14 protein-coding genes and 1 riboswitch are annotated in these 12,414 nt (G+C 42.0%); of the genes, 6 read left to right on the top strand and 8 right to left on the bottom strand.

Features of this window, described 5'->3' with window-relative positions; translation table 11 throughout:
* Positions 1–13: 13 nt before the first annotated feature.
* The gene (locus tag B9A91_RS03705; RefSeq protein ID WP_084237061.1) at positions 14–2,389 is read right to left on the bottom strand and encodes a PDZ domain-containing protein; all 2,376 of its coding nucleotides are present in this window, start codon (positions 2,387–2,389) and stop codon (positions 14–16) included.
* 184 nt (positions 2,390–2,573) lie between these two features.
* Entirely contained in the window at positions 2,574–3,335 is a 762-nt protein-coding gene (locus B9A91_RS03710) for a hypothetical protein (RefSeq protein ID WP_084239563.1), read from the bottom strand.
* Between the two features lie 115 nt (positions 3,336–3,450).
* Between B9A91_RS03710 and B9A91_RS03715 the strand changes: the two genes are divergently transcribed.
* On the top strand, positions 3,451–3,870 hold the full coding sequence (locus B9A91_RS03715; RefSeq protein ID WP_084237062.1) for an OsmC family protein: 420 nt from the start codon (positions 3,451–3,453) through the stop codon (positions 3,868–3,870).
* 79 nt (positions 3,871–3,949) lie between these two features.
* On the opposite strand, the gene B9A91_RS03720 is transcribed toward B9A91_RS03715, so the two are convergent.
* Both B9A91_RS03720 and B9A91_RS03725 read right to left on the bottom strand, forming a co-directional pair.
* Positions 3,950–4,597: a peptidase M16 family protein gene (locus tag B9A91_RS03720; RefSeq protein ID WP_084237063.1), complete on the bottom strand. Its 648-nt coding sequence runs from the start codon at positions 4,595–4,597 to the stop codon at positions 3,950–3,952.
* A gap of 223 nt (positions 4,598–4,820) precedes the next feature.
* Positions 4,821–5,249 carry an SRPBCC family protein gene (locus tag B9A91_RS03725; RefSeq protein WP_084237064.1) on the bottom strand — a complete coding sequence of 143 codons (429 nt, stop codon included), beginning with the start codon at positions 5,247–5,249 and terminating at the stop codon, positions 4,821–4,823.
* 140 nt (positions 5,250–5,389) lie between these two features.
* On the opposite strand from B9A91_RS03725, the gene B9A91_RS03730 reads away from it, so the two are divergent.
* Positions 5,390–5,878 carry a DinB family protein gene (locus tag B9A91_RS03730; protein WP_084237065.1) on the top strand — a complete coding sequence of 163 codons (489 nt, stop codon included), beginning with the start codon at positions 5,390–5,392 and terminating at the stop codon, positions 5,876–5,878.
* Here B9A91_RS03730 and B9A91_RS03735 read toward each other — a convergent pair.
* Positions 5,854–7,011 (bottom strand): cysteine desulfurase family protein, encoded by a 1,158-nt coding sequence (locus B9A91_RS03735; protein ID WP_084237066.1) that lies wholly within the window; start codon positions 7,009–7,011, stop codon positions 5,854–5,856. The two genes, B9A91_RS03730 and B9A91_RS03735, sit on opposite strands and share 25 nt — an antisense overlap.
* Positions 7,012–7,069: 58 nt before the next feature.
* Positions 7,070–7,170: riboswitch (SAM riboswitch) on the bottom strand.
* A 213-nt stretch (positions 7,171–7,383) separates the two neighbouring features.
* Between B9A91_RS03735 and B9A91_RS03740 the strand changes: the two genes are divergently transcribed.
* From B9A91_RS03740 to B9A91_RS03750, 3 genes are read left to right on the top strand one after another with little or no spacing between them, the layout of a single operon-like run.
* Positions 7,384–8,619 carry a sterol desaturase family protein gene (locus B9A91_RS03740; protein WP_235012453.1) on the top strand — a complete coding sequence of 412 codons (1,236 nt, stop codon included), beginning with the start codon at positions 7,384–7,386 and terminating at the stop codon, positions 8,617–8,619.
* Positions 8,620–8,662: 43 nt separating this feature from the next.
* Positions 8,663–9,322, top strand: a complete 660-nt coding sequence (locus B9A91_RS03745; RefSeq protein ID WP_084237068.1) for an HAD family hydrolase — start codon at positions 8,663–8,665, stop codon at positions 9,320–9,322.
* A 3-nt stretch (positions 9,323–9,325) separates the two neighbouring features.
* Positions 9,326–9,592, top strand: coding sequence for a hypothetical protein (locus tag B9A91_RS03750; RefSeq protein WP_084237069.1), 267 nt, complete (start codon positions 9,326–9,328; stop codon positions 9,590–9,592).
* A gap of 7 nt (positions 9,593–9,599) precedes the next feature.
* On the opposite strand, the gene B9A91_RS03755 is transcribed toward B9A91_RS03750, so the two are convergent.
* Both B9A91_RS03755 and B9A91_RS03760 read right to left on the bottom strand, forming a co-directional pair.
* Complete coding sequence (locus B9A91_RS03755; RefSeq protein ID WP_084237070.1) at positions 9,600–10,079, bottom strand: SRPBCC family protein; 480 nt, start codon at positions 10,077–10,079, stop codon at positions 9,600–9,602.
* A complete protein-coding gene (locus B9A91_RS03760) occupies positions 10,066–10,407 on the bottom strand; it encodes an ArsR/SmtB family transcription factor (protein ID WP_084237071.1) in 342 nt (113 codons plus the stop codon). The genes B9A91_RS03755 and B9A91_RS03760 overlap by 14 nt, the downstream gene beginning before the upstream one ends.
* Before the next feature lie 137 nt (positions 10,408–10,544).
* Between B9A91_RS03760 and B9A91_RS03765 the strand changes: the two genes are divergently transcribed.
* The gene (locus tag B9A91_RS03765; protein ID WP_084237072.1) at positions 10,545–11,417 is read left to right on the top strand and encodes a pirin family protein; all 873 of its coding nucleotides are present in this window, start codon (positions 10,545–10,547) and stop codon (positions 11,415–11,417) included.
* A gap of 8 nt (positions 11,418–11,425) precedes the next feature.
* Here the strand turns inward: B9A91_RS03765 and B9A91_RS03770 are convergent, their stop codons facing one another.
* A complete protein-coding gene (locus B9A91_RS03770; RefSeq protein ID WP_144008848.1) occupies positions 11,426–12,364 on the bottom strand; it encodes an oxidoreductase in 939 nt (312 codons plus the stop codon).
* Positions 12,365–12,414: the final 50 nt, after the last annotated feature.

The raw sequence follows: 12,414 nt of genomic DNA on the forward strand, positions 1-12,414 counted from the left end.
ACCCCTACTGGTTTCAGGGCCTTAACTCATAAAATAAAGACTTCTGATTCCGGATAACTTCTACTTTATAGACACCGTTTTGCGATACAGGGACCTTCAACAGCCCATCCACATCTTTCACTGCTTTTGAGTTGACAGAAACGATGACATCGTCTTTTAAAATGCCGCTTCTAACAACAGGGCTACCATGGGGCACATCCAGTACCAATACCCCGACCTCACCTGCCAGGCCATATGCAGACATCTCACCCTGCCCTAGGATATTCCTTACACTACTGCCCAACCAGGCATAAATGGCTGAACTTCGGCCGTATGTTTTCGCTTGCGGAACCGGCTTTGGAAGTTCTGGGCTCCGCGCCAGTTTTCTTAACGCAGGGCTTACTACACCAAAGCCTGTCATCGGAAAATTTCTGAAGCCCGTTTTCAATGCAGGTGAATCTTCCCTCACACGGTAATCTCCTTTTCCCGGATCAACAAACAGTGCATTTCCCATCAAGGAATGCTGATCCTGTCCGCTTTGCTGCTGAAGTTCTGCCGCAGCTGCAGACATTGCTCCTGTATAATGGTAAAAATTAGAATCTATCTGGTTACCCCAAACCTTCGGCATGCCAATAGGCTTATAGGAAGTAAAAACTATGTTTCGCTTAAAAACATCATTGCTGTTCTGGTACCATACATGGGGGTGAAAAGAATTATTTACCATGATATTATTTTCTACTACCCTGTTATAACCTTCCCGGTTTTTTAACCCTCCGTTTAAGCAAAGATTGTTCTGAATGAGGTAATTTGTTGAGCCGTCATCAAGGTCTATATCCCAGCCATGGTCGCATCTCCAGCGGTTATTCCGGATGATAACGGTTTTAACAGCTTCCAGAAATGGCAGTTCCGGTCTTTCTTTAACCCAGCTGTCTACTTCTTTACGGTTTGGTCGCCAAAAACGGTCTCTCCCCCAGGAATTGAACGAACCATGATCACCCGTTTCCATTACCGTATTAAAAACATCATTCCATTCTATCAAATGCCCGCCCCATGCACCGCTTCCAATATTAATTCCTGCCCTGGGCACGTCATAAATAGAACAATGCCTAACGGTGATCTGCTGCGCCATTTCTATCTGAACCCCTGCCGTTTGTTTTTCTACCCGGCCCGATTCATGGATCAGGCAGTCTTCTACCAGGCAATTTGCAGGGTAATTTACCGTTTTTGGACCAGCTTCTTTTTCCATTGTAGTCAGTTCCTGTACCTGGTTATATTCAAACAGCGGGTTACGTACGGCTTTGGGATCACCTACAAAAGCCACCCCGCTTGATCCCGCCTTATCAATATGGCAACCGGTAATTTTTATCCGCCGGCTGTAGTTGTTTACAAATATGGCATTGCCTCCAGCCTGGTCTAAAACACAATTTGTAATTCCGCAATCTTCAGCACCATTTATCAAAAACATGCCCCCACGATAAATGGTCCAGTCGCTCCGCAACAGGGGTTCCTTATTTTCCATGAAACTACGGGCCGAATGTTTAAAGGTTATTCCCCTAAACTGCAAAAATTTAACCGGATGCTGTTCATTGCCGTTCAGCTCTACCAAGTGCTTTAAACGTACAGTCTCAATCAGGGCGGTCTTTAAATCCAATCCTTTTTCCGGATAAAAATACAGTTCATTTTTCTGCTGGTCCAAATACCATTCGCCGGGAGCATCCAGCTCTTCAAATATATTTTCAACATATCTTCGTTCGGGGTCCATCCCCATTTGCCTGTTGTTTTGCCAGCCTCCGGTATAAGCTATATTCCCCGAACTGTCCTTTCCTGTAATCAGGTAATGATAATCTCCCCACATGGCTTTATGCATGGCGTGGATATACCCTCCTGCCGGCTTATTCCACCTGCCAGCCCGTTCTTTACTGAATGCATCGGCAGCAAAGCCGTTATAATACTTTGCCTTCAGGTCAAAATTAGGGTACCTGGCCATATGCTGCCTTTTTCCATTGATAAAAAGCTGGTCCGATTGCAAACCTGCCGGAACTCCAGCTTTAAAGATCCCCTGCTTATACGCTGTCCATTGAAGCCGCAGGCGCTGTCCGCCACTAATTACCGGGACCTCATTTTTGTAAGCCGTGAATGTAACTGGCTTACCCAAAGCTCCGGAATACTGAGCGGTAAATACCAATGTTTGCGGCAGATAATAAGTGCCGCCGCGTAAATAGAAGGTGATGGCTTCCGCGCCCTTAATCTTTACAATTTCCTTTTTGGCCCTTTCAAATGTGGCAAAAGGCAGTTTAAATGTACCTGGATTTTTATCATTGCCCAAAGGCGAAATGTAAAAATCAGCAGCTTTAGCCTGAAAGACAAACCCTGTAAACAATACAGTGCATAGGAGTAGCTTTATGTTCATATCTGGTAAATGAACTGGAAAATTACCACCTTATTGCTAAGCTTTCTTTCATAATTTTGGCCTAACATTCAGCGTTTTTGGCAGATTTTATACCCGCTGTTATCGGACTAAAAACCGGGTTAAGCTTATCCTTCAAAATTAGAAGAGGACATGAGGCAATATCTGTTGGAGGTTAGAGGAGTTCCTAAAACTTGATCAGCAGCTTTTCAGAAATGAACTTATCGTTGCTGTAATATTCAAAAAACCATTCCCCGTTCTTTTTCAGTACTATTCCTTTCGACTGGCCATTGTCGGCAATAAAGTAATCCTGCGCTGAGGTTTTAAAAAGAGTAAGCACCTTTTTAGGCGTAGTGTCTATCAACTGAAATCCATTGGCCGTAGCCTGTGCGTACAATGTTCCGGAGGCCTCTGTAACTTCAGTTGCTACAGCAGGCTGGTTAACAGGAACTGGTGCAGATGGCACACTTACAGGCACCTCAACTGCTGCTGTTTTCATAACAGCAGTTCCCGTTGCTTCACCGGTAAAAGCATACGGCAGTTCAGTCAGGGAAGCAAAAGCATTTCTTAAAGCTTCATTATAGGAAGCATTGAACTCCTTTTCCCGGCTTTTGCCTTCTTTACTTTTAAATACCACATTCCCCTGGCAATCCTTCAGTATTAGGGTAAGTGTTGTGGTAAACATTCCTTTTTTTTCTATCAGATCAGCATTCATTGCCCTGCATTTGTTATTGGCTATTTCAGCAGGCAAATCCTTATTGTCAAAATAAACGGTAAAACCTTTTTCTTCCAGCAATGCCTTGGTCAGGTTGTTCAAGCCATACTGGTCTATCTGTTTAAAAAAGCTAAACTGTTCAGGCACCAATACATACTTATAATTGTTGATGGTATTTTGTGCATACCCGGACAGTGCTGTACAAACAAGAAGTAATAAAAGATATCTTTTCATAATGTCATAAAATTCTGCGTTTATAAAGATAAAGGATTTGAATTTGAAACGAGGCATCAATTTCTGTAATTTAGTTACAAAAATGTAAAGTCCCCAAAACACGATAAAACAACGAATGAAAGTAGAATTAAAAAGAATAAATGATGCCGTTCATTTTGAAGCATCAAGCCCATCTTCGACAGTAAAAGTTAACATCGACGGCTCGCCCGAAATCGGGGGCCTTGGTCTGGGTGTACGACCAATGGAAATGGTATTAATGGCGCTTGGCTCCTGCAGCTCGCTGGATCTGATCAGTATCCTTAAAAAACAGAAACAGGTGATCAGAGATTTTTCAGTTTCTGTTGAAGGGCAGCGAAGAGAACAGATCCCAACAATATTTACTAAAATTCACATGACATTTACACTTACCGGAGAGATCAACGAAGATAAGGCCGCACGTGCAGCAGAACTGGCAGTAAGAAAATATTGCTCTGTGCATGATATGCTTGTAGCTGGCGGTGTTGAGATCAGCTACTCAGTTAATATTAAACCTTAATAAAATAAAAGGTGTCCTCGGCAAAAGCCTCAGACACCCTATTGACCTGTTTGTATAAGTTTGGTTAGGTTTTCAAAAATTAGTTGTTTGAAACCAGGTAGGTTTTATTCGTTTCAGCTACTGGTTTTTGCTGGTTCATTGCTTTTTTAGTGTAATTTTTAGCAAGTCCGGCTGTGATGTTTCCGGCAACTGTCAAAACAGTTTGAGCAGGATTGTTGATCTCCTTATAATAAACATTCACATCGTCAAGTGTAAGTTTGGCCAGGCTGTTTTTATTTATGGTTGAAGGGAAATATTTGTCCTGCGCAGTTAAATGGGCCAGCACTGTATTTTTTGCCTTGTCAAATGCATCTTGGTTAAATGCAGGTGCACTGATATAAGCACACAAGGTCTGCAGTGCGTTTTCAAACTGATCGTGTTGGGTCGCCAGGTTCACGCCTTTGTCGCTATAGCTAAGGCCCGCGTCCATTGCAGTAAGTTCCTGGTTCAACAATGTTGTTAATACTTCTTTCGCCACTGCTTTCTCTGCCTGGTATTTGTCGGCTGCTTCAAAGCTCAGGTTTGCAAAAACCTTAGGTGTAGCTTCATTTTCAGCAATGATGATGGTCATCCCGCTTTTTAACTTATAACTTACCGGATCTTTCATTACTGAAGATTGAGCATAGCTAAAAGAAGTGCCAGTTAAGAGCGCGAATACAGTTGCAATTGTTTTTAATTTGTTGTTCATAGGGTTTGTTCTAATTTTACTTTTGTTAATTGTTGGGTCAAAAGTAGAATCAGCAGGCCAGCCCTGAAATGAACAATAGGCAGAAAGGCAGTTCTACCCGATGAAAAGGAAATTCTGCCCGACGGCGATTTTCTTATTTTTCAGCTCCATAAGCAACAAAGGGAATAGTAACTACTATCCCCTTTGTATAAAGCTAATTATAAATCAATTGATTCGCAAGCAGCTATTTATGCTGCTCCGCATATCTTTTAAAGCTGTTCATTATGGCCTGCCATCCGCCTTGCTGCATTTCAATGGAGTTGGTCTCTTCTGCCTCAAAAATCTCAGTCACCTCCGTTGTATCTCCATTTTCCGAAAAAGTAATCTTTACTTTCCTGCCGTCGCCGAGCGTATAGGCAATGAGTTTATGGGTTTCAACCTCATCATAAATACCTCCGAAGTCAAAGCCAAAACTACCGTCCTTGGCTTCCATACGTGAGGAAAATGCCCCGCCAACACGCAGGTCATTTTCTGCTTTTGGGGTATGCCAGTCATCAGAGGCACTACACCATTTTACAATGTGCGCAGGAGCGTTCCAGAATTCCCATACTTTTTCAACTGGTGCATTCACTGTAGCTGCTACGGTGATTTTGGTTTTATTTGCTGTTTCCATATTTCTTTGTTTTTGTTTATGATGTAAAGATAGGTCGCATTTTTACAACCGGTGATGGGGAAAAACGACATTTACCGGGTAGATTGCGACAAAGAACTTTTAACCCCAGCATTTGTTTAATATTAACAAAATGAACATTTATGGATACATTAAAAAAACAAATCATACAGGAGTTAACAGTGTTTTACAGCGGCGACCCCTGGGTAACTGAAAACTTTGAATATAAAGTAGCTACGCTGAATGCAGAAACGGCCTTACAAAGGATTTCCGCTTTTAACCATAACATTGCAGAAATTGTGGCACATATGACCGCCTGGAGAAACTTTGTCATCAAAAAGCTTCAGGGAGATATTACGTTTAACATCGTAGACAATACCAAAGGCGACTGGCCCGACGCAAATTCATGGGAAGAAACATTAAGCAATTTCCGTCTATCCCAAGCTGATCTTATCCGATCATTAAACAATTTCTCTGACAATAAGTGGAAAGAGACAGTTCCCACCAGGTCATATGATTTTATATACCTCGTTAAAGGGATTGTTCAGCACGATTACTATCATTACGGACAAATTGGCTGTTTGATTGCAGCACAAAAAAAATTACATCAATCTACCACTTCAACTTCATGAACAATTTCTTTTATAAAAAGACAGGCAAGTTGCTCAACTGCATAGTCGATCTCTTCGGCAGTATTGTACCTGCTAAATGAAAACCTGATGGTATTGCTGTCGGAATTGATGTGCAGCGCATTCAACACATGTGAGGTTTTGCCAGAATTACTGTTACAGGCGCTTCCACCAGAAGCACAGATACGATGTTGATCGAGATAGGTTAAGGGCGAGCCCCATGTATCTGGCAGCGCTACACTGAGCACCGTCGAAAGGCTTAGTTCTTTCGATGATGAATTCCCATTAAAACTTATACCAGGGATTTTGTTGGTCAGCTTATAGATCATTCTTTCTTTTAAACCTGAAATGTGGGCATGGTTAGACTCCCTGTTGCTGTAGGCCAGTTCTAGCGCCCTGGCCAACCCAACAATACCCGCAACATTTTCAGTGCCGCTGCGCTGTCCACCCTCTTGCGCACCACCATTTATAAAAGGGTTCAAACGTTCGGTCGATTTCTTATACAAAAAACCAATGCCTTTAGGCCCATGAAATTTATGGGCTGAGCCAACCAGAAAATCAATACCTAACTTTTGGGTATCGTATTTATACTGCCCCATGGTCTGAACTGTATCAGAATGAAAAATAGCACCGTAATGGCTGCAGATTTTAGCGATCTGATCGATGTCGTTTAAATTACCGATTTCATTATTGCCATGCATTACCGATACAAAAGCGCTTTCGTTTGCCGCCAGCAGCTGATCCAGATGACTAAGGGAGGGTACTCCCTTTGCATCATGGTTTAGGTAAACCAGCCTGATCTCCCCTCGCTGCTCCAGTGCTTTTAAAGTATTCAATACCGCATGATGTTCCAATGCCGTAGTGATAGCAAGCTTTATATTGTTGCCGCAAATTGCAGAAACAATCGCTGTATTGTCAGCCTCTGTTCCCCCAGAAGTAAATATAATATGATCGGAACTGGTGTTGAGCACATCAGCAACGATACCCCGCGACTGGCAGATTGCAGCCCGGGCCTCACGGCCAAAGTGGTGTGCTGAGGACGGGTTGCCAAAATTTTCGAAAAGATAAGGCTCCATAGCCCTGAATACGGCTTTGCTTAAAGGTGTGGTTGCTGCATTGTCTAGATAAATTCTCATATCCGTTAAAGTTTAAAATGATCAAATACACTTATCCGGATAGCACTGAGCTGAAACGATCTTATCTTTCCGTCAACCTGACGGTAGGAATTAGCACCTTGCAAAATACAGGTTGCCAAGACTTCACAGGGCCTTTCCCTCAGTCTTTCTGGATAAGTAAAATAAATTTAAGAACTGTTATTGAGTGCAAATATAACAATAGACTACAAAAATAGTATACTTTATTTTAAAATACTACTAAATTAGTAGATTATATTTATATCTTAGCAAAAACTTTAGATTATTTGGTACATCTTGGTTTTGTTCATTTAAGCCAGACTGGATGGTCTGGCTTGTTTAAACCTTAAAAAATGCAATTTCCTTAAATAATAAATGACGATGATCCAGCTCAATTATTTGGCTTTTGCCATACCTGCATTCTTTATCTTTCTTTTCCTGGAGTATCAGCTGGCTATCAGGATGAACAGGATCGGCATATTTAAATACGAAGGTTCTGTAGCCAATCTCAGTATAGGAATTGCCGAGCGATTGCTGAACCTTTTTATTTCGGCAAGTTTTTACAGTTTGTTTTATTGGGTATATGAGAACTATGCGCTATTCCAAATCCCTAACAAATGGTGGGTATGGATATTGCTCCTCCTCACTACAGACCTGGTATGGTATTGGTACCACCGGCTGGGGCATACTATTAATTTTTTATGGGCTGCCCATATTGTACATCATCAAAGTGAAGAATTCAACCTTACTGTCTCTGCAAGAATTACGGTGTTCCAGGCATTGATACGGAACATTTTCTGGTGTACCATCCCTTTTATGGGTTTTCATCCCGCAATGGTTATTACCATCCTCCTGGTACATGGTGCCTATTCTTTCTTCACCCATACCCAACTGATCGGAAAACTTGGCTGGCTGGAGCATATCTTTATCACTCCCTCCCTGCATGGTGTACACCATGCCAGCAATGAAAAATACCTCGATAAAAATTACGGTGACGTTTTTGTGTTATGGGATAAACTTTTCGGAACTTTTCAAAAAGAAGAAGAAAAACCGAAGTACGGTTTAACCCATCCCATTAAAAGCTATAGTTTCCTCTGGCAGCATTTTCACTATTATCTTGAAATAGCAGAAGCCTGCAAACAGGCCAAAGGTTTCCGGGCTAAAATCAGGATCATTTTTGGCAGTCCGGCACAATTGGACCAGGAGATTAGGCCATTGCTCGAAAAACGGTACCTGCAGCATAAACCGGTTGTAACCTACCGATTTAAATTCCGGACCTATCTGGACCTGCAGCTTACCCTTTGTATTGCCCTTTTAACCTTTATTACTGCAGCTTACACTGGCCTGGCCCTGTACGATAAGCTTTTTATCGTAGCTTTTATATTGCTTACGCTGATCAATTGCGGGGCCCTCATGGAGCAAAGAAAATGGATCTATTACCTGGAATGCATGAGACTGATCGTGGTTCTGGCCTTTGCTTTCTGGAAACTGGATATTCTTGAACTACTTATTTTGCCAGCTGTAGCATTGATAGTGCTGGAGAGTGTTTTCAGGTTAAGCCTGCATTACCGGAATTATGTGCTGAGGTACGAAAAAATATATACAGAATAGTGCAGTAATCTATTCTGTCCAAAAAACCTGCTAACTTTGCAGCATGAATAAACAAGTAGCCGTCATTTTTGACATGGATGGTGTCATTTGCCATACAAATCCCTATCACTCCCTTGCCTTCAGAGATTTTTTTTCAACCCGCAACCTTAATCCAACTGATGAAGAGTTTGCCCAGCATATGTTTGGAAAAAGCAACAGCTATATTCTATCACATTTCTTAAAAAGGCCTATTACCGGCAATGAATTACTGAAGATGGAAGAGGAAAAGGAAAGTCTGTTCAGAAAAATCTATGAGCCCCATATTGAGCCTATTGCAGGCTTTGTAGCATTTGCAAACGATCTAAAAAACAATGGTGTAAAGTTGGGCGTTGCCACTTCTGCACCCTATGCAAATCTCGACCTTATCCTGGGTAAAATCAATATCCGTGAAATGCTGGGTTCTATAATGGCCAGCGAAGATGTCAAAAAACATAAACCCGATCCGGAAGTGTATATCAGCTCCGCAGCTAATCTAAACGTGCAGGCGCAGCAATGCCTGGTTTTTGAAGATTCCTTTTCCGGTATTTCAGCTGCATTAAATGCCGGGATGCAGGTAGTAGGCGTATTGAGTTCACACACCAGGGATGAACTTCCACCATGCCATTTATACATTAACGATTATACTGAGCTTTCTTACGACAACATCAGCCATTTATTTAAATAACATATGGAAAATGAAAATAAGAACCCCTACGTTCAGTTTAATGCTCAGATACTAAAAGATTGGATAGACAACGGGGTGAAATACATAAAGCTGGTTGAGCTGGATACAGACCTGCCAGTAAAGTTCTTTGAACTGGTTCCCGATTCAGAAATTCCGGATAGCGGAGAAACCATTTATCCTATCGGCTCCGAAGACATTGCTGAACTCCTGGAGCCGATAAAGGGCATAAAATTCCTTGTTCACGAGATTTATCTCGAAGAAGAAGAATAAATAGAGCCTAAGCTTTCACTAAGGTCTCCAGGCGGTTAAACATCTTGATCCAGCTTTGGTATGCACCGCTTTGTTTTGCACTCTCCTCAGATACCGTCTGATGCAATACCAGCTTGGTTTGCCCTCCAACCGGGCTTAACGTAACCGTGGTAATGATTTCTTTTGGCCATTCTTCGGGTTTACCAGTCTGCGCTGCTGTAACATCATCCCCTGCCTCATTGGTCAGGACCATAGAAAACACCAGCTCTTCAGAGGGGCTTACCGTTTTATAGGTGCCCATTACCCAGCAATCGCCATGAACAGGATCATGGATGCAGGAATGAAAAGTACCACCTTCCTTTACATTTATAGCTTTAAACTCAATGGTACAGCCATCAGGGGCATACCATTGAACCAATTGCTCAGGATCAGTCCATGCCCGAAATACCAGTTCCATTGGGGCATCAAAAAGATGGCTGATTTTAAGTTCCTTTTTAGCTTGTTCCATCGTCTTTGCTTTTAGTTTGTATTTTCTTTAAATAATTATCCAGTTTGTCAAATTTGCTCACCCACTGTTTTCTCGATTGCTCAACCCAATCGGTTACTTCAACCAGCTTTTCCAGCTGTACCTCGCAAAACCGCTCCCTACCCTTCTGGGTAATCACCACCAGGCCACACTCCGTTAAAATCTGGATATGTTTTGAAATGGCCTGGCGGCTAATCTCGAAAGACTCGGCCACGGCATTCAGGTTCAGCGGCTCAGGGGCCACTCTTTGTATAATCTCCCTACGCACAGGATCGGCAATTGCCTGAAATACATCTCTTCTTATCTTCATTATGCAACTATATGATTGCAAATATAAGCGCAATCATTTAATTGCGCAAGTGTTTGTTAAAATACTTCTTATCCTACATCAATGAACAGTGCAAAACTGCGGAGTATCTTTGATGTACTTAAAAAGGAGAAAATAAGATGAAAAAGTTAATTGAAAAAATTGTGGCAAATCCTGGCCGTCCGCATATGGTTGGCGATGGCTTCAGGGTATTTAATTATATCCCCGGAGCTGGTATTCCTCAGGAAAGAATCAGTCCGTTTTTAATGTTAGACTTTAATCCTGAATATGACTTTGGTCCTTCAGCCCACCTAAGGGGTGTTGGTGTCCACCCTCATAAAGGGTTTGAAACTGTAACCATTGCCTACAAAGGAAGTGTGGCGCATCACGACAGCACCGGAAGCAGCGGAATCATTAACGCTGGTGACGTTCAATGGATGACTGCCGGGAATGGAATTTTGCATAAAGAATACCATGAAGAAGCCTTTTCTAAAAAGGGAGGCCCTTTCGAAATGGTACAGCTTTGGGTAAACCTCCCTAAAAAAGACAAATCTACCACACCACATTACCAGGAACTGGCAGCAGCCGGAATGGGTAAAGTAGAATTGCCCGACAATGGAGGTGTGGTCAATGTAATTGCAGGAAATTTTAATGGCGTTGCCGGCCCCGCAGAAACCTATAGCGTAGTAAACCTGTTCGACATTAAACTGAATGCCGGAGCAAGCCTAAGCACCAACATTCCATCTGGTCATAACACAGCCTTACTGGTGGTTAACGGCAGCATTGCAGTAAATGGTGAAATTGCTACAGAACACAGTTTCGTATTGTTCGAAAACCAGGGCGAAGAAGTATCCATTAAAGCCAACCAGCAAAGTGTGGTGCTTTTGTTAAGTGGCGAACCATTAAATGAACCGATAGCAAGCTACGGACCTTTCGTAATGAATACAGAAGCTGAAATCAAACAAGCTATCCTTGATTTCAACATGGGAAAATTTGGGGTGCTGGAAGATTAGGCAAATTTTCAATGCCTGTTATCGCAATTGATGTAAATCTCTTTAACAGGCTTGCCTAAAATTGTAATGCCGGGGCAACCGAACGACTGGTATTCAAAACCAAAAATAACTGTTGCCCCATTCTTAAAAAGCTTACCTGTCCATTGGTTTATTGAAGTATCCTTATCGTTGTCTACATAATTAAGGGGAGCCAGTGAGACGCCTTCACTTTCACTGTAAACCTTTTCGAAAATTATCTTTTCTGTTTTTGATTGAAGTACAACTAAACGTCTTGCAAACACATGATCATTCTGTAAATAATCGCGTATAAAATACTGAAGTCCATCCCTTTCAAACCTATAAGAGGAACCTGCTATGTATTTCCCAGGCTGTAAAGCAACATCCTTTTTTATCGCTTTTTTCGGGTACTCGCTTGCTTTAATTTTCTTCCATACAACAGGTTTTAGCGCCTGCCCTCCAAAGGGGTTCTTTTTGCCCGGAGCCACCAGAACAGTATTAAAATCATCCCCGAACCCTTTTAGCCTGTCTGTCTGTATTTCAAAACCAATCATATAGTCTTCCTGAGCATAGGGCCAGTCGCTTTCATCAGAATAAAGATTAAGCACAGCAACCACATTCAGGTCTTTTACTGCAAAAGCAGCCAGTGCATTGGTAGCATAATCATATATAAACACCTGGTCTGTTTCGGCAGTCTTTGTTCCGGAAAGAAACCTTTTCCGGTAAGTCTGGTCAAGCTTAAAATACTTCGCAGATTTTGGCCCTTTAGCCTTTATATCGGGAATCGCCAAAGAGTCGGGATGACTGCTTAAAGGATAGTTGTCTGATAGGGAAACAAAGCCTATATTACTTTTTTCGAGAGCAGATAACCTGTACAATACCGGTTCCTGGGCATTTACCCCAATCGCTAACAACAAACAAAAGCTTATAAAGCAGCATACTTTTCTCATAGAACATTATTTTCATGCTATTAGTGCATAGAGACGAAATTTAATTACAT

This window comes from Pedobacter africanus (assembly GCF_900176535.1).
Classification (GTDB): Bacteria; Bacteroidota; Bacteroidia; order Sphingobacteriales; family Sphingobacteriaceae; genus Pedobacter; species Pedobacter africanus.

Coding starts and splice junctions, on each gene's coding strand:
- B9A91_RS03705 (WP_084237061.1), bottom strand. CDS start 2,389: ATGAACATAAAGCTACTCCTATGCACTGTATTGTTTACAGGGTTTGTC.
- B9A91_RS03710 (WP_084239563.1), bottom strand. CDS start 3,335: ATGAAAAGATATCTTTTATTACTTCTTGTTTGTACAGCACTGTCCGGG.
- B9A91_RS03715 (WP_084237062.1), top strand. CDS start 3,451: ATGAAAGTAGAATTAAAAAGAATAAATGATGCCGTTCATTTTGAAGCA.
- B9A91_RS03720 (WP_084237063.1), bottom strand. CDS start 4,597: ATGAACAACAAATTAAAAACAATTGCAACTGTATTCGCGCTCTTAACT.
- B9A91_RS03725 (WP_084237064.1), bottom strand. CDS start 5,249: ATGGAAACAGCAAATAAAACCAAAATCACCGTAGCAGCTACAGTGAAT.
- B9A91_RS03730 (WP_084237065.1), top strand. CDS start 5,390: ATGGATACATTAAAAAAACAAATCATACAGGAGTTAACAGTGTTTTAC.
- B9A91_RS03735 (WP_084237066.1), bottom strand. CDS start 7,011: ATGAGAATTTATCTAGACAATGCAGCAACCACACCTTTAAGCAAAGCC.
- B9A91_RS03740 (WP_235012453.1), top strand. CDS start 7,384: ATGACGATGATCCAGCTCAATTATTTGGCTTTTGCCATACCTGCATTC.
- B9A91_RS03745 (WP_084237068.1), top strand. CDS start 8,663: ATGAATAAACAAGTAGCCGTCATTTTTGACATGGATGGTGTCATTTGC.
- B9A91_RS03750 (WP_084237069.1), top strand. CDS start 9,326: ATGGAAAATGAAAATAAGAACCCCTACGTTCAGTTTAATGCTCAGATA.
- B9A91_RS03755 (WP_084237070.1), bottom strand. CDS start 10,079: ATGGAACAAGCTAAAAAGGAACTTAAAATCAGCCATCTTTTTGATGCC.
- B9A91_RS03760 (WP_084237071.1), bottom strand. CDS start 10,407: ATGAAGATAAGAAGAGATGTATTTCAGGCAATTGCCGATCCTGTGCGT.
- B9A91_RS03765 (WP_084237072.1), top strand. CDS start 10,545: ATGAAAAAGTTAATTGAAAAAATTGTGGCAAATCCTGGCCGTCCGCAT.
- B9A91_RS03770 (WP_144008848.1), bottom strand. CDS start 12,364: ATGAGAAAAGTATGCTGCTTTATAAGCTTTTGTTTGTTGTTAGCGATT.